Origin of the sequence: Clostridioides sp. ZZV14-6153 (assembly GCF_020657855.1) — a bacterium.
In the GTDB taxonomy this organism is placed as follows: Bacteria; Bacillota; Clostridia; order Peptostreptococcales; family Peptostreptococcaceae; genus Clostridioides.
In genome coordinates, this window is record NZ_JAGWCZ010000010.1 from 23,579 (window position 1) to 40,492 (window position 16,914).

At 29.8% G+C, this 16,914-nt stretch carries 21 protein-coding genes; 7 read left to right on the plus strand and 14 right to left on the minus strand.

The genetic code is table 11. From position 1 onward, the window contains the following. Nucleotides 1-614 precede the first annotated feature (614 nt). A complete protein-coding gene (locus KGF46_RS12700; RefSeq protein ID WP_227842712.1) occupies nt 615-2,021 on the minus strand; it encodes a sensor histidine kinase in 1,407 nt (468 codons plus the stop codon). Nucleotides 2,022-2,060: 39 nt separating this feature from the next. Beyond that, on the minus strand, nt 2,061-2,768 hold the full coding sequence (locus KGF46_RS12705; RefSeq protein WP_227828713.1) for a response regulator transcription factor: 708 nt from the start codon (nt 2,766-2,768) through the stop codon (nt 2,061-2,063). 193 nt (nt 2,769-2,961) lie between these two features. Here KGF46_RS12705 and KGF46_RS12710 point away from each other — a divergent pair, with 193 nt between their 5' ends. From KGF46_RS12710 to KGF46_RS12735, 6 genes are all read left to right on the plus strand, one after another. Continuing rightward, entirely contained in the window at nt 2,962-3,876 is a 915-nt protein-coding gene (locus tag KGF46_RS12710) for an ABC transporter ATP-binding protein (RefSeq protein WP_227828714.1), read from the plus strand. After that, a complete protein-coding gene (locus KGF46_RS12715) occupies nt 3,876-4,637 on the plus strand; it encodes an ABC transporter permease (protein ID WP_227828715.1) in 762 nt (253 codons plus the stop codon). The genes KGF46_RS12710 and KGF46_RS12715 overlap by 1 nt, the downstream gene beginning before the upstream one ends. Before the next feature lie 11 nt (nt 4,638-4,648). Further along, nucleotides 4,649-5,386 (plus strand): ABC transporter permease, encoded by a 738-nt coding sequence (locus tag KGF46_RS12720; RefSeq protein WP_227828716.1) that lies wholly within the window; start codon nt 4,649-4,651, stop codon nt 5,384-5,386. Between the two features lie 432 nt (nt 5,387-5,818). Further along, a complete protein-coding gene (locus KGF46_RS12725; RefSeq protein WP_255640457.1) occupies nt 5,819-6,334 on the plus strand; it encodes a GNAT family N-acetyltransferase in 516 nt (171 codons plus the stop codon). A 55-nt stretch (nt 6,335-6,389) separates the two neighbouring features. Continuing rightward, nucleotides 6,390-6,647: a TfoX/Sxy family protein gene (locus KGF46_RS12730; RefSeq protein WP_227862014.1), complete on the plus strand. Its 258-nt coding sequence runs from the start codon at nt 6,390-6,392 to the stop codon at nt 6,645-6,647. 15 nt (nt 6,648-6,662) lie between these two features. Then, complete coding sequence (locus KGF46_RS12735; protein ID WP_227828718.1) at nt 6,663-6,947, plus strand: DUF3795 domain-containing protein; 285 nt, start codon at nt 6,663-6,665, stop codon at nt 6,945-6,947. Between the two features lie 114 nt (nt 6,948-7,061). Here KGF46_RS12735 and KGF46_RS20090 read toward each other — a convergent pair whose 3' ends face one another. Next, complete coding sequence (locus KGF46_RS20090) at nt 7,062-7,193, minus strand: hypothetical protein (RefSeq protein ID WP_255287817.1); 132 nt, start codon at nt 7,191-7,193, stop codon at nt 7,062-7,064. Nucleotides 7,194-7,496: 303 nt separating this feature from the next. Between KGF46_RS20090 and KGF46_RS12740 the strand changes: the two genes are divergently transcribed. Beyond that, a complete protein-coding gene (locus tag KGF46_RS12740) occupies nt 7,497-8,327 on the plus strand; it encodes a MerR family transcriptional regulator (protein ID WP_227828719.1) in 831 nt (276 codons plus the stop codon). Between the two features lie 72 nt (nt 8,328-8,399). Here the strand turns inward: KGF46_RS12740 and KGF46_RS12745 are convergent, their stop codons facing one another. The 11 genes from KGF46_RS12745 to KGF46_RS12795 form a co-directional block, all read right to left on the minus strand. Beyond that, nucleotides 8,400-8,873, minus strand: a complete 474-nt coding sequence (locus tag KGF46_RS12745) for a cupin domain-containing protein (RefSeq protein ID WP_227828720.1) — start codon at nt 8,871-8,873, stop codon at nt 8,400-8,402. Between the two features lie 61 nt (nt 8,874-8,934). Continuing rightward, entirely contained in the window at nt 8,935-9,207 is a 273-nt protein-coding gene (locus tag KGF46_RS12750; protein ID WP_227824686.1) for a EutN/CcmL family microcompartment protein, read from the minus strand. Nucleotides 9,208-9,219: 12 nt separating this feature from the next. Then, on the minus strand, nt 9,220-9,921 hold the full coding sequence (locus KGF46_RS12755) for a TIGR02536 family ethanolamine utilization protein (RefSeq protein ID WP_227828721.1): 702 nt from the start codon (nt 9,919-9,921) through the stop codon (nt 9,220-9,222). Nucleotides 9,922-9,945: 24 nt separating this feature from the next. Next, a complete protein-coding gene (gene eutD, locus KGF46_RS12760; protein WP_227828722.1) occupies nt 9,946-10,572 on the minus strand; it encodes an ethanolamine utilization phosphate acetyltransferase EutD in 627 nt (208 codons plus the stop codon). A gap of 13 nt (nt 10,573-10,585) precedes the next feature. Next, the gene (locus KGF46_RS12765; RefSeq protein WP_227862015.1) at nt 10,586-11,347 is read right to left on the minus strand and encodes a cobalamin adenosyltransferase; all 762 of its coding nucleotides are present in this window, start codon (nt 11,345-11,347) and stop codon (nt 10,586-10,588) included. A gap of 98 nt (nt 11,348-11,445) precedes the next feature. Next, complete coding sequence (locus KGF46_RS12770) at nt 11,446-11,733, minus strand: BMC domain-containing protein (protein WP_227828724.1); 288 nt, start codon at nt 11,731-11,733, stop codon at nt 11,446-11,448. Between the two features lie 60 nt (nt 11,734-11,793). Then, nucleotides 11,794-13,263 (minus strand): acetaldehyde dehydrogenase (acetylating), encoded by a 1,470-nt coding sequence (locus KGF46_RS12775; RefSeq protein ID WP_227828725.1) that lies wholly within the window; start codon nt 13,261-13,263, stop codon nt 11,794-11,796. A 2-nt stretch (nt 13,264-13,265) separates the two neighbouring features. Continuing rightward, nucleotides 13,266-13,961: a BMC domain-containing protein gene (locus KGF46_RS20230; protein WP_285892266.1), complete on the minus strand. Its 696-nt coding sequence runs from the start codon at nt 13,959-13,961 to the stop codon at nt 13,266-13,268. A gap of 6 nt (nt 13,962-13,967) precedes the next feature. After that, complete coding sequence (gene eutL, locus KGF46_RS12785) at nt 13,968-14,621, minus strand: ethanolamine utilization microcompartment protein EutL (protein ID WP_227828726.1); 654 nt, start codon at nt 14,619-14,621, stop codon at nt 13,968-13,970. A gap of 21 nt (nt 14,622-14,642) precedes the next feature. Continuing rightward, a complete protein-coding gene (eutC, locus tag KGF46_RS12790; protein WP_227828727.1) occupies nt 14,643-15,536 on the minus strand; it encodes an ethanolamine ammonia-lyase subunit EutC in 894 nt (297 codons plus the stop codon). A gap of 12 nt (nt 15,537-15,548) precedes the next feature. Beyond that, complete coding sequence (locus tag KGF46_RS12795) at nt 15,549-16,913, minus strand: ethanolamine ammonia-lyase subunit EutB (RefSeq protein WP_227828728.1); 1,365 nt, start codon at nt 16,911-16,913, stop codon at nt 15,549-15,551. Between the last annotated feature and the right edge of the window lies 1 nt (nt 16,914).

Consider the following 16,914-nt stretch of genomic DNA (forward strand, 5'->3'; position numbering starts at 1 on the left):
ATTGAATATTCGTTTGTATCTTTTATAATCCAAACCTTTTCCTCAACAGTTCTTTATAGCTCTAATTTAATTCAACATATCTAGACATCTACACTTGATATAACTAAAAATCAGACACCAAAACTCTACTTTAGTAGAGTTTATATGGTCAAAAAATGTCTATTTAAAATACTTTTTCGCTCTAAATACAAAGTTATAATAAAATATTTTTCTAATAATTACATAAAAGTTTTTCTAATTAAATCTGCTCTTAAAATCTGATTATCGTCTTCTCAAAATTAAAAACTACTATATTATAATTCTATTTTAGTAGAATATTTTTGTCAATAACATTTTAAGTATTATTGAAAAATATTTAAAAAAAGGGAACTATTTAAAGAGTTTAACAATCTTACAATAATTCCAAAATATATTATTCCTATGAAAATTTTGATACCATGAGTAACTTAGCTCTAAGCGCATAAAGCAAAAGTTACTATTTTATTTAATAAAACTTGACAAGAAAAGAATTTATATTTATTCTACTATGATAGAGTATTTTTGTCAATAAATAATAAAATTATTTTCAAAATATTTTCATTGTTCACGCTTATTCATTATTTCATTATAAAATATTACTTTAATAGTGGTAATTTTAAAGTTATTTTTAGACCTTGACAATTATCACTTATGATATCTAATTTACCTTTGTGTGCATTTATAATACCTGCTACTATTAAAAGCCCTAGACCATGATTCTGACCTTTAGCATATGCATCACTCAAATTATATTGATGCTTCAATAAATAACTAATTTTATCTTTACTTATACCTTTTCCATCATCTTCAATAGTTATATAGCAAAAATCTAAATCAGACCTTGAAACTACATTTATATTACACCCATGTTGATTGTGAGTTATGCTATTTTGTATCAAATTGCTAATTGCTCTTTTTAATAACTTTTTATCTGCATCTATAATAATATCTTCATCCAATATATTAAGCTCAATATAAAAGTTATTATCCAAATTATTATTTATAAAATCAGAAACAACCTCTCTTAAGAAAGCAGAAACTCTAATTTTACCGCAATCTAATGCTTGCATATTGTATTCTAATTTAGAGACTAAGTTAAGGTCGCTTACTAATTCCCTAATCTTAATACCTTGATTACATATAATATATACTTGCTCATGTTCTCTTTGAGAAAGATTTTTACTTTCCTCAAGCTCTCCAGCATATCCTATTATCATTGAAAGTGGTGTTCTTATATCATGAGATATTCCTGCAATCCAATTAGACCTAGCTTCTTCTCTTTTTCTAAGCTTTGCATTTTTTTCCTGTAATTCTCTAGATACAGAGTTAATAGATTTTGAAATATCACTAAGTATCCCCTTTTCTTGAAGAAGTACTGGCTCGCCCTTTGAAATAAGCTTCATCCCTGTAATAATTGGCTTTATAGATTTTATCATTTTTAATCCTATAAATAAAGCTATTAAAAAAGTAATCATTGCATTAAGCAAAAGCATAATTAATATTAACCTTGGAAATTGGTCTATTTCATTAATAGTATAAGTAAGGTTAAACCTTGTGTACTTGTCTTTGGGATATCCTGTAACTAGAAGCCCATCAGGATGCTCCCATACATACACAGGATAGTCTTTTAAAAAAAATTTTGAAAACTTAGCTACATCCGTTAAAGTATAATGCTTTGGTATTTCGTTTGGTAAATCATACTCCCATATTCTGTCCCCATTATCATCAATTAGCATTGCCCAAGCTTGATTTTTGTGTAACACCTCTTTACTAGATTCATCCAAGACAAACTTACCATCCTTTAAAGTTAACTTTTCTTCAAGCATCATTAAATTTGCTTTAGTTTCTCCACTATTGCTTGTATCTGATTCGCCAGAGTATGGGTATACAAAAGTTACATATGAAAATATCAAAAATCCTGCTATGTTTAAGATAATTAGAAATAATGAAATCAAGATACTTGAACCTATAAATCGTCTTAATATATACTTTACACTATCCAAAATTAAATCCCTCCTCTTGAAATCTTCATATGGCATAAATCAATTAATAATTAACTTATATCCAAGCCCTCTTACTGTAAGAAGATGCTTAGGAGAAGATGGAGCTTCTTCTATCTTTTCTCTAACTCTCCTAACATGTACCATAAGAGTATTTTCATACCCATACATGTCATCCCCCCATATAGCTTGACATAGTGCATCACTAGTAACAATTCGCCCTTTATTTTCATAAAGCTTTAAAAGCAGGGAATGTTCTTTAGCAGTTAAAGATATTTCTTGTCCATCTTTTTTCACACATGCAGTATTTAAATTTACAACAACATAATCTCCTAGTTTAAATACTGGCAACTCATCTTCCTTCATAGGAATATATACACGATTTAATATACCTACTAACCTTAAAGTAAGTTCTTTAGGTAAAAATGGCTTTACTATATAATCATCAGCCCCTAAACCTAGACCAATCAATCTATCTTCATCCTCTCCTCTTGCAGAAAGAAAAATAACTGGTATCTTAGACGTTTCTCTAATTTTTCTCATAATAGAAAAGCCATCTCCATCTGGCAACACTACATCTAAAATTGCACAGTCTGGTTTTATATTTTTAAATACTCTCACAGCTTCTTCATAACTAGATGCTAGAAAAATTCTATTAAATCCCTCTTTTCTTAAGATTTCATCTATCATTTTTAATAATTCTTTATGGTCATCAACCACAAGTATTTTTTTATCCTTTATTGTTTCCATAATCATCACCCTTCCTAAGTATATCATATACCCATTTTTATAACTTTACCTCAATAGACTATTTAAGGTTATTGTAAGGTAAACTTCAGCTAGCTGAAATGTAAGTGCTTTATTGTATTAATATAAGCTACAAACAATGCTATATGTAAGTCATAAAAATTCATACTAAATTATAGAAAAGAGGATAAAACATATGGAAATGATAATTAAGACAAACAGACTTTCAAAAGAATACAATAAAATATTTAGAGTAAAAGACTTAGACCTTAGAGTCCCAAAAGGAGCTGTATATGGCTTTTTAGGTCCTAATGGTGCTGGTAAATCCACTACTCTTAAAATGCTACTTGGACTTGCAAAGCCTACACAAGGAAATATTAGTATTTTAGGCAAAGAATTAAACGATAAAAACAGGATATCAATCTTAAATGACATTGGCTCATTGATAGAATCTCCATCATACTATGGACATTTGACAGGACTTGAAAATATGACTATTATGCAAAGACTTTTAGATTTACCTAAAAAAAATATACATGAAGCCTTAAAAATAGTAAGACTAGAAAATCAAAAGAATAAGAAGGTCAGTCAATATTCACTAGGTATGAAACAACGTCTTGGTATTGCCATGGCAATAATGAAGTTTCCTAAATTATTGATACTTGATGAGCCTACAAATGGACTTGACCCAGCTGGAATTGAAGAGATTAGAGAACTAATAAAATCTCTTCCAGAAAAATACGGTATGACAGTTCTTATTTCCAGTCATCTTCTAGGTGAAATTGACCAAATCGCCACATCAATAGGAATAATAAATCATGGCGAACTTGTTTTTCAAGATAGTATAAAAGAACTTCATGATAAAGGTCAAAGTCATATTGCTATTAAAACACAAAATCCAATATCTGCTCAAAAACTTTTAAATACACAGGGATATATGTCACTTATACAAGATGGATATTTAACTATTGAGAATTTAAAAGATACGGATGTAGCTAAAGTAAATAACATACTTGTACATTCAAATATGGATGTGTTTAGAATAGAAGAACATAAAAAGAGCTTAGAGGATATATTCCTTGAACTTACTGGCAAGGCGGTGACTTTATAATGAAATATCTTAGTTTAGAATTCTATAAGATTAAAAGAAAGAAAATTATTTTGATGACATTTTTATTTGTAGCTGTTGAGATAATGTGGTGTATCATGAATTCAAACAGAGCTCTTACAAAAAATCCAGACATGCTAAGTGGATTTGAATATTCATACATGATTATGAGTTTTACAAGTTTAAACGGATTATTTTTTCCTATTTTAATATCAATAATTACTTCACGAATAAGCGATATAGAGCATAAAGGAGATACATGGAAACTTTTAAAAGCTTCTGCTACACCCTTAAATAGTATTTATTTTTCTAAATTTTTATGCTCAACTATTTTAATATCAGTATCTATACTCTTACAAATATTAGCTATTTTAGGTTTTGCATCTTTTAAGGACTTTATCGAACCATTTTCCATGTCCTTAATTATCAAATATACCTTAGGCACAATACTTGTTAGTATAGCTATAATAGCACTGCACCAATGGGTTGCAACTGTATTCCAAAATCAAATGCTTGCTGTTACGCTTGGTATGTTAGGTAGCTTTATAGGTTTAACATCAGGATTATTTTTTCAAGGTATTCGTAGATTATTTATATGGTCTTATTACATAGAATTAACGCCTCTAAATTATGCCTATGACACTGCCCTTGGTTCATCAGTTTACAAAGTAAATATGAATTTTTCAATGACTGTTTTAATCTTCTTTGTTGGAATGTTAATTTATTATATTGGAAAAAATCATTTATTAAATAAGGAAATATAGGAGGGATTTAAATGTTAAGAAAATCAGTTCTGGGAGAAATCCTAAAGTTAAAAAATTCTTTTATATGGTATATATTATTGTCTTTGCCACTTATAAGTGTGCTAATTGGTTCTGGAAACTTTTATCTAAATCAAGGTGTCCTTAAGAAAGAATGGTATAGCTTGTGGACTCAAGTTAGTCTATTTTATGGTGAGTTTTTCTTTCCTATATTAATAGCAATCTTTTGTGCCTATGTTTGTAGACTTGAACATATGAATCATAATTGGAATAATGTAATGACACTTCCAATCAATTTAAAAAATATTTTTTTATCTAAGCTTATAGTTATTTCAATACTTACAGCTATTACTCAAATTGTTTTTGTTATTTTTTACATAGTTGCTGGAAATATGATTGGATTTTCCCAAAGTGTACCTAATGAACTTGCTGGCTGGATTGTTAAGGGTTGGATTATTTCCATTTCAATAGCTTCTATACAACTATACCTATCTATAAAGATTAGAAGTTTTGCTACTCCTATTGGTATCAGTCTTTGCCTTTCTCTATTTGGAATGGGCTTACTAGTAGCACAACCTTCTATTGGAATATTTTTCCCATACTCTATGTTAGGAAGTGCTATGGGTATTATAAAGCAATCTGCTTTAAATGTTAACGATACTATAGTTACAATATGTGTTGCATTTGCTACTACTATAATATTTTCTGAAATCGCTAAGAGAAACTTTAGAAAAAATGATGTTATATCTTAATATTATAATAAAAGTATATATGACAAGATGGCGTCACCCTTTTGTATTATAATAAATAAAGTATATATGATAAGTAATTCAAATATATTATTTATAATCTTTAAAAAAAGAAATTATGGAACAAACATGGGAAATCGATACTTACTTCTAAAAATTCACCTATTTTTAGTATCTACTCTTCCCTTGTTTATTAATATAAAATATAATATGTATAAATGAAATTCAATCTAATAATATGACTGAAAACAAATTACTAAATTGGTAAATAATTGTAAATAAAAAGAAGGAGAAGAAGAAAAGATTATTTATATTTTATACGAATTGTAAAAGAGCAAAGTTATAATAAAAGATGATAAAACTAGTGATAAGACTATAGTACATTGCTATTTTATTTTCTAGAATTAGCCTTAATCCACAGGAGGATAAATTAAAATGATAATTAGACAAGAAAAAGCCAGTGACAAAAATAAAGTATATGAAGTTGTTAAGTCTGCATTTGCAAATGAAGAATCTTCTGACCATGATGAACAAAACCTTGTTAATCGATTAAGAAATAGTACTAGCTTTGTTCCAGAACTTTCACTTGTAGCTGAAGACGATGGAAATATAGTTGGCCATATTCTATTTACAGAAATAAAGGTTAAAAATGATGTACTACTTGCACTAGCACCAATAGCAGTTTCTCCTAATGTTCAAGGTAAAAAAATAGGTTCAAAGTTAATTGAAGAAGGACATAAAATTGCAAAGTCAAAAGGATATAAAGGTTGTGTAGTTTTAGGTCATGACAAATATTATCCTAAGTTTGGCTATCAAGTGGCAAGTAAGTTTAATATAAAAGCTCCATTTGAAGTACCAGATGAAAATTTTATGGCTATAGAACTACTAGACAATGGGTTGAAAGAAGTATCTGGTGTTGTAGAATATGCAAAGGAGTTTTTTGAACAGTAGTTATAAATTATGATTAGTAATTTTGTTGAATATTCAAGAGATAAGGAGTGATATGATGGGTGAACTTTCTAAATTGCCAAATATAGGTCCTGTAGTTGAGGGTCAATTAAACCAAGTTGGAATCACAAACTATGAACAGTTAAAGGAAATAGGTAGCAAACAGGCATGGTTAAAAATAAAATCTATTGATGCTTCTGCATGTATTAACCGTCTATATTCATTAGAAGCTGCAATTCAAAGCATCAGAAAAAGTCAATTATCTTCAGATGAAAAGGAAGAATTAAAAGAATTTTATAATATATTTAAGTGTTAGAAAAGGAGTGTTTATATGTTTGAATCAAGATGTGGTGTACTCTGTAATAGTTGTACAAGAAAAGAGAAAGTAAATTGTAAAGGATGTACTCAAATGAAAGGCCCATTTTGGGGTGGTGAATGTAAGGTTAAGACTTGCTGTGAAAGCAAAGAACTTAACCATTGTGGAGAATGTGATACTTTCCCTTGTGATATGCTTTCAAATATGGGAAAAGACCAAGGTTTTGACCCTACAATAAAGATTGAACAATGCAGAAAGTGGCTAAATGAAGAAAAAGCTTTAAATGATTCTCTTAATTAATCTAATTCATGGATTGAAATACATATTATTTTAAGATACATATGATGAGTGATGTATTATAAAAGAGCTAAGTAAATAGTTTTAATTATTACTCAAAACTGATATTTAGCTCCTTTATATCTTATATTTAACTCTTTCATAATCACTCTTTAGCCTTTTATAATTATTCTTTAATTCTCTATAGTTATCTTTTAGTCTTTCATAGTTATTTCTAGCTCTTTCATAATTATCTTTTAGTCTTTCCAATAATTGTATGCCTTTTAATAAAATAAATTAATTGCTTTTAATCTAAGTAATACCAGACACTTTATCATTTAATCAATATTTACTTTCCCATAAAAATGGTCATAGAAAATCAATTCTTTATACTTCACTTTTTGCCTGTTTTTTGGTATGATTATTATGTTAAGAAAATTAATATAATTTAGTATTATCAAATTAAATTAGTTTACATTTTCCTAAAAAGTTTATTTAAACACCTTATATGACGTCTATTAAAAACCTATCTTTCCTTTTAAAATTTTTAGCTTAAAATAGGAGGTAAATATTGTGCATAATAAACTTTTGTCAATTACCCAATTAGCAAAACTTAGAAATCTTACAAGTGAAACACTAAGATATTACGACAGAATAAATCTTATAAAACCTAACTATGTAGACCCTAATACTAAATATAGATATTACTCTATCCTTCAATACGAAGAGTTAGGAACTGTAAAAGAATTAAGACAATTAGGAATGTGTATCAATGATATTACAAGTTATTTTAATGACAGAAATTTCCAAAAATCTATTGAAATTTTTGAAAAATACCAAGAAACACTTCACTCAGAAATCAGAGAAAAAATAGAACTTGAAAAGGTATTAAATAAAAAAGTTGAATTTTTAAAACAACTAAATTCTCTATCTCCAGTAAATACAATTACAGAGCTTACACTTCCAGATAGATATATGATTACCTTTGATGAACCAACTGGTGGACCTCATGAATTAGCTCTTGCTGTAACTGAATTAGAATCTCATTTAAATGAGATTGCTCCAATTGTTGCAAGCGATAGAGTGGGTGCTTATGGTAATGATTCGATTTTAGACGAATCGCAAGATTATATTCCTCTATCTCCATTTATATTCGTAGAAGACAACGATGTACAGTCCTCTTTAAAAAAGCTTGTTCCAGGTGGATTATATCTTTCTATGTATTATGATGGTGATGAACTTGAAAGATACCATCCGTCTTTTGATTTTATAAAAGAGTATATGAGTGAACACAACCTATGCCTTAATGGTGATATTTATCAGATATTTAAAATAGATGTGACTCTTACTAGTTACTTAAATGAAACGCTTATGGAAATTCAAGTTCCAGTAAAAAAAATATAGTCTATTACATAAAGGCTATGATTGTTAGCTTACCATAGCCTTTTTACTTACTTTTCTCCATAGTCTTTTTACTTACTTTTGTGATTCCCAATCTGCTGGGTATGTTACATATATAAACCTAGCATAATTAGGTACTGAAAACTTTATACTACTTCCTTTTGGTATAAGTATTAGCTCCCCTTCAGATGCTGTTATCTTTCTGCCATCTATTAATATGTCTAAAGTTCCTTCTATTATATAGTCTACTTCATCATAATTTAATGTCCAATCGAAAGTTGTTTCTTTCATTTCCATAATTCCACAACCTAATCTTGGACTTTCTTCTAAGGTAAATAAATCTTTTGTATAAACTATATCATTTGGATTGCCAGTATCTAATCTATTACTTTCATCTACCTTTACTCTTGGTAATCTTATAGAAGTTATTCCACTTATATCTTTGTGTCTATCAAAATCCACATTATTTTTAGAACCATTTAAATTTTCTTCTATTATTTGTCTAACTAATACTTCCAATATATCTTTATCTAACGTACTTATATCCATCTCTTATTACCTCCTTAACTCTTATATTAAACTCTATAGCATCAATACTTTTACTCATCTGTTACTCATCCGCAAATTCAAGAGAATCGACTATTCCAACTATAGTTGCATCTATTGGAACACTCTGTCTTTCTATTGAAGTTCTGGCAGCAGAGCCTCTCGTTATAAGGACTAAATCTCCATTCCCTGCCCCTGCATTATCTGCAGCTACTAAAAAGCCTTCTTTATATGTATCTTTAGCATTTAATAGTTTCACAACTAAGAATTTTTGTCCATTTAACTTTTCATCTTTTCTTGTTGCCCATACATTACCAACTATTTTTCCTATCTCCATAAGTCTCCTCCACTATATTCTTTTTACTGTTATATTATGTATTCTTATAAAATCCATAGCTAATGGAGTTATTATACTATTTTGACTTACGATAATATCCTTAGTTCCATTTATCATAGGCTTTCTCAAATCAGACTCCGATATAAGCCTTTTATGCGTCAAGTCTATGCTAAACTTATCATCTATTTTTACTTTTTCTTCATTCAATATTTCTTTTTTAAACTTTTCCTCACTAAATGCTATTTCATTAAACGCTACTTCACTTAATGTTATCTCATTTAAATCCTTTATAATCTTTACTCCATATTTACAAATACCATCTTCATACGCTCTGTATTTATTGTATAGTGTTTTAGGTGCAGTGTCTTTATAGAGTTTGTATTCTATTCCTCCATCTAACACATATACTTTCTTACCTTTCATAAGCATTTTTAATAGAAATCTTTCTTCATTTGAAAAACTATTTCCTAATGCTAAATTGCAAATACCTCTCATACAAAGTTTTGATACTATTACTACATCACAATCTTTTGTATCATTATCAAATATTTCTATATTAAACTTATCACTTAATAAATCAAATTTACTTTTATCATTTTCATATAATATAACTAATTTTTTTCTATTTTCATTTTCTATACAACCAATATTCGTAATATTTATTTTTTTGTAAAGTTCTTCTACTATAATCTCTATAAGATTGTTATAATCCATAAGCTTTCCTTTCTAGGTGTATAGCTATCTCTTTATTATCTTTGCAATACTTCCTTTTGAAAATGCGCATGCATTTGCCTCATCGTAATCTATGTGCATATAAGTTTTAAACTTATCACTAACTCTAACAACTACATCATCAAATATTAAAGGTCTTTTTCCAAATACTTTAACTTCAACTATCTCATTGTCTACCACATTAAATTTTTTGGCATCTTCTATCGACATATGTATATGTCTTTTTGCTACCATAAGACCTTTTTGAAGTTCAATTTCCCTTTTTTCTGTAGCTATTTTAATACCTAAGGTATTTTCTAAATCTCCACTTTGCTTTATTGGTGGCTTCAATCCTAATATAGAACCATCTGTTAAAGATATTTCTACTTGTGTTTCCTTTCTACAAGGTCCAAGAACTACAACATTTTTTAATGTACTTTTTGGTCCAATTATTGTAACTCTTTCTTTACAAGCATATTGACCTGGTTGAGATAAATCTTTTAATTTTGTTAATGTATATCCTTTGCCAAATAGTTTTTCTACATCTTCTTCACTTAAATGTACATGTCTTCCTGATGCTTCAACTTCTATAAATACTTCTTTTTTAACTCTACTTACTACTTCTTGTACTATTTCATTTAATAGGTTTTCCATAAATATCCCCCAACTACTGGTATTGTCCAGTTCTTATTTTATAAATTATAATCCAGAACACTGATGACAATCTATTAAGAGCTTTTATTAAATCTTCTCTCTCAACTTCTCCATATTCACCTTTAAACGCTTCATATGCACAGAGTTCAGCTTCCCTAGTACTAGTTCTTATACTATTTATAAGTACTACTTCTTCACCCATTTTATAAGTTGGAAATTCATGACCTATACCAAAATATTTTTTAGGATTATGAGATTGTTCTCTCAACTCTTTTTCAGATAGACCTAAAAGCTTAAAGCTATCTAATTTTTCTTCTAACACTTCACATCTCATTATCTTCCTTACAAACTCTAATATTTCTTGTAACTCATTTACTAATTTTCCCAGACCTTTTTTGTTACATAAAACTTGAACCTCTAGTATTTTTGATTCTAATGAGTCTATTTTGCCTCTTAAAATTATCCTCTTATGGTCTTTAAATACTAATATATTTCCATTTAAATGAGTCATATGTTCTGGCTTTTCATTTAACTTAGCTCCAAATACAGTTTTGTATTTATAAGATTCTTCTTTTACAGTTTCTTTTATGACTTCCTTATTTTCATTGTTTGTATTTGAAATATTATCAATATATTTTATTTCAATTTTTTTTTCAGCTAAATAAGACTTTGCTAAAGGAGTTATAATCTGACCTTTTTCAATGTAATATTCAGTTATATTCCCTTTGTTTTCGCGCATTTCTTTTCTTATTTGATTTTCTGTTAAAACACTCATTTTATCACATCTCCTATTAGATGTATAAAAGGGGACTCCTCAAAATATATTGACATCCCCTTTTTATCAAATTTAAATTTTATTTACTATATAACCTATTAGTCAACATTTACTTTTGGTAATATAGCATCTACTTCAAAGTGTGGTCTTGGTATAACATGAACAGATATTAAATCTCCAACTCTCTCAGCAGCAGAAGCACCTGCATCTGTAGCAGCTTTAACAGCTCCAACATCACCTCTCACCATTACTGTAACTAAACCTCCACCTACTTGCTCTTTTCCAACTAATTGAACATTGGCAGCCTTAACCATTGCGTCTGCTGCTTCTATTGCTCCTACTAATCCTTTAGTTTCTATCATCCCTAATGCGTTTGCGTTTGCCATAATTCTTACCTCCAAAATTTTATATTAATATTTTTTAAAATTATTTTAGTTTTTTAAAATCTAACATAGCTCTAAAGCTATCTTTTTTACTAATACATTTATTAGCTCTTCTCTATCCATAGAGTCAAATATTGATTTTTCTACTTTAGAATTTGTGCCTCTAAGTTCTTCTATTTCTTTAACTCCATAAGCTATTTTCTTTATATTTAATAAATCTAATGGTCCTACATTATTTGAAGTTGAACTTCCACCTATAGCTCCACACCCTAGTGTTAAGGCAGGTGATAAGTTTGTTGCTCCTCCTATTCCTCCAAGTGCAGATGGTGCATTTACTATTATTCTTGATACTGGCATATTAAGTGCAAATTTCTTTACAAGTTCCTCATCATTAGCATGCATTGAGAATGTGTGACCAGCACCTTCGTTTAAAAGTATCTCTCTAGATTTTTGCATAATAGATTCAATATTTTCCTCTACATAAAATGCAAGTATTGGAGTCAGTTTTTCTCTAGAGTAAGCTACATCATTTCCTACTCTAGATTCTCTTGCTATAAGCACTTTAGCATAACTTGGCACATTACTTAAATTAGCTAATTTAGCAAGTGTTTCTACACTCTTTCCAACTATTTGAGGATTCATTGTTCCATTTGCTCTTAATATAAATTTAGACAGCTTTTCACTTTCCTCTTCATTTAAGAAATAAGCTCCTTGATTTTTCAGTTCATTAACAACTATCTCTTCCATAGATTTTTCTACTATTATAGATTGTTCAGATGCACATATTACACCGTTATCAAAAGTTTTAGAATCTAATATTCTTTTAACTGCTAACTTAATATCTGCACTCTTATCTATAAATGCTGGTCCATTTCCTGGTCCTACACCTATGGCAGGTGTTCCTGATGAATAAGCAGCTCTAACCATAGCTTCTCCACCAGTTGCTAAAATAAGTTTAGTATCTTTATGCTTCATTAATTCATTAGTACCTTTAAGGCTAGGATTAGTTATACCTAATATAATATCCTCTGGACACCCTGCTTTTATAGCTGCCTCACTTATTATTTTTATAGTCTCAAGTATACATTTTTTTGCATTTGGATGTGGTGAGAAAATTATTGAATTTCCTGATTTTATAGAAATCATAGCTTTGTAGATTACTGTTGATGTTGGATTTGTTGATGGTATAAGCCCTGCTACTACTCCTACTGGTGTAGCTATATCAACTGTTTTTTCTTCTTTATTTTCACCTATTATCCCAATAGTCTTCATATCTTTTATGGCTTCATATAACATTTTAGATGCAAATGTATTTTTAACTATTTTATCTTCATATTTTCCAAATCCAGTTTCTTCGTTGGCCATTTTAGCTAATTTAGCGGCATTTTCATATGCTGCATCTGCTATTGACTTAACTATTTTATCTATTTGTTCTTGGCTCATTCTAGAAAGTTTAACTTGAGCTTCTTTAGCCTTTTTTACAAGATTTCTAACTTCTTGTATAGATAATAAATCTTTATCTAAAATTTCCATATCTATTTATCCTCTCTAATCAATTTATCAACTAAATCTACTAGGTCTTCTTTTTTCAAAGAGTTTAATTCTTTATTAGTCAAAGAAGAATTGTATTCTCTAGCTAAATTTTTTAGTTCTTTTACATTCATGTTTAGTAAGTTTCTATTATTAGTAACCCCATCTCTTACTGGTTTTACTTCTTCTAAAGTTTCTATATTTCCATTTTCGTTTTCTTCAACTTTTATATCTTCTTCTAATGTTTCTATATTTGTATTTGCATTTTCTTCAACTTTTATATCTTCTCTTAAAGTTTCTATATTTGTATTTTCTTCAATTTTCACATCTTTTTCTAAAGTTTCTGTATTTGTATCTTTATTTTCTTCTATCTTCATATTTTCTTTGATTGGTATTTCGCTAACTTTATTATATTTTTGAGTAGCTCTTTCTTCTTTTTTCAATAAATTATCAGCTACTTCTTTATGTATCCTTGGTATTACATGAGTTGCTCTTAATACTCCAACTTTATTTGCGGCCACTTCTCCAGCTTCTATAGCTGATTTAACTGCTCCTACATCTCCAACTATTGTTAATGTAACTATTCCCGCTCCTACTTTGTCAATGCTAAGTATATTTACACTAGCAGACTTTACACATGCATCACATGCCTCTATTGCAGCAACATATCCTATTACTTCTATTAAACCTACAGCATTCATTTATCTTTAAAACCTTGTTGGGTCATCAGCTACAGATTTAACAGCTTCAGCAAAAGCATCACAAGCTGCTTTACAAGCTGATTGAGACCCTGTAAGCAATGCTCCACCAAAGTTTGTTTCAGTTGGAGGTGCAAATAATTCACATAGACTTACATCTGCTGCTTTTAATGCTGCATCTAGTGCATACATAGCTTCTAAAGGTGGTGCTACTAAATAAGCTATGGCTTCTCCTTCATTGATTCCTGCCACTTTAGAAAGATATGTTCCTGTTCTAGATACACAGTGAGCATAATATACTATTGAATCATCATCATTTGCACTTATAAAAGTTGATCCATATTCTAGAAAATCAACTACTGCATTTAATCCACTTCTTACTTCAGCTGGGCTTGGTCCTGCTATTATACCTAATACTTCCCCAGCAAGTTTTGTTGAAGCATTTGTAGCTCCTGCATACATTGACTTTGCATATACAACATCAACTTCTGAAGCTTTTGTTGCTTCATCAAGGGCAGTATATGTCACATCATCACAATCAGCAGTTATAAACCCTAAACTTTTATGGTCTGAATTTAATTCTAGCTTTTGTGCAATTTCTGGACTTACGTTTGAAATCATTTTAATTCCCAATATTTTAGGACGAATTATATCATTTTTCATAACTTGTACTCCTTTAAGTTATTATTTTAAATCAATTCCAGAAGCTTTCTTATCTAAAATTGTTTTTATAAGTTCAGCTATATGTGCACCTGCTTCAACAGCAGTAGTTCCACCTTTATGGATGTTTGATACCACTGTTCTCTTAGCTTCTGCTATACCAACTTTAGGCTTGTATGTAAGATACGCTGACATAGATTCTGCTGTAACAAGACCTGGTCTTTCTCCAATTAACACACATACCACTTCACAACCTAACTCTTCACCTAAATGGTCCATAGCCCCAACTCTACAATGTTTAACAAATACAATATCTCCCACTTCAATTCCATACATCTTTAAACCTTGCTTTATAGCCATAATACAATCATTTGAGTTGGCTTCTATAGCAGCTGAACTTAGTCCATCACCTGCCATTATTAATACCTTTTGATTTGTACCTATTTGCGTTTTTATAAAATCTATAGTTTCACTTGAAAATTTTCTTCCAAGGTCTGGTCTAGTTAAAAATTCATCTTTATCCTTACATAAAGTTTCTATTTTTATTAAGTTGCTATTTTCCACAAAATCTTCATCTACGTAAGAGAAAACGGCATCTTGTGCAGCAGCATGGTCTGCTCTAAATCTTAAAACTGTTTCTGTTTTATATCTAGCTCCACATCTACCTATGCCTATTCTTGCAGGAGTTTTAGATTTCATATCTAAATAGGCTTCTGCATCCTTAGGATTTTTTACTAATAATTGCTTTTTTAAATCTATTTCCGTTATATCTTCTATGCAAGCATCATCATCTACTGTACTTTTATTTACTTTGTCTACTGTATTTTCAACAACTTCATTTATAACACTAGAATCGATTTGACCAGCCATTTGATTTACTAACTGCTCTACTAATGCTTTTAAATCTTTTTCATTCATACTTAAGACCTCCTACCCTAATAATATTGATGCATCTCCAGCTTTTTCTGTTAATTTACCATCTTTAGAGAAGCCCATTTGTTCCATCCAAGCATCAAACTCTTTTATTCCTGTAAGTCCAAACATTTCTCTAAGTGATGCTGTCTCGTGGTATCCTGTAGTTTGGTAGTTAAGCATTACATCATCTCCATGAGGTATTCCCATAAAATATGTACATCCAGCTGTAGTTAATAATATGGCTAAATTTTCCATATCGTTTTGGTCTGCTTTCATATGGTTTGTATAGCAAACATCAACACCCATTGGCAATCCATGTAATTTACCCATAAAGTGGTCTTCTAGTCCTGCCCTCATTACTTCCTTTGCATCATATAGATATTCTGGTCCTATAAATCCAACTACTGTGTTTACTAAAAATGGCTCAAACTTTTTAGCAAATCCATAACATCTAGCTTCCATAGTAACTTGGTCTATTCCATGATGTGCTTCTGAAGAAAGCTCTGAACCTTGCCCTGTTTCAAAATACATTACATTTGGACCAGTAGCTGTCCCATGCTTTAAAGCTAAATTTCTTGCTTCTTCAATAGTTGCTGAATTGAATCCAAAAGCTTCGTTTCCTTTCTCAGAACCAGCTATCGATTGGAATATTAAATCTGTTGGAGCTCCATTTCTTATAGCTTCCATTTGTGTCGTAACATGAGCTAACACACAAGTTTGAGTAGGTATTTTATATTTTTGTTTTACTTCCTCAAATCTCTTTAGTACTTTAGTTACACTTTCAACTGAATCATCAACTGGGTTTAATCCAAGTACGGCATCACCTATTCCAAAAGTTAATCCTTCTAGAAGTGATGCAAGTATCCCATCTGGGTCATCTGTTGGATGGTTTGGTTGAAGTCTAGCTGATAGAGTACCTTCTTCGCCTATTGTTGTATTACAATGAGCTGTAACTTTAATTTTTTTGGCTGCATAAACTAAGTCCATATTTGACATTAGCTTTGCAACTGCTGCTGTCATTTCTGAAGTTAATCCTCTTGATATTCTTTTTATATCTAAACTACTTGTTTCACTATCTAATAGCCACTCTCTAAGTTCTGAAACAGTCCAGTCCTTTATTTCACTATAAACTTTTTCATTTACACCATCTTGAATTATTCTTGTGACCTCATCTTCATCATAAGGAACTGCGGGATTGTTTCTTATATCCTCTAATTTTATATGAGATAAAACTACTTTCGCTGCAACTCTCTCTTCGGCACTTTGAGCTGCAAGACCAGCTAGCTTATCTCCAGACTTTTCTTCATTTGCTTTTGCCATTACATCATATAGTCCTTTGAACTGATAAGTGCGCCCAAATAATTTTGTCTTTAAAATCATC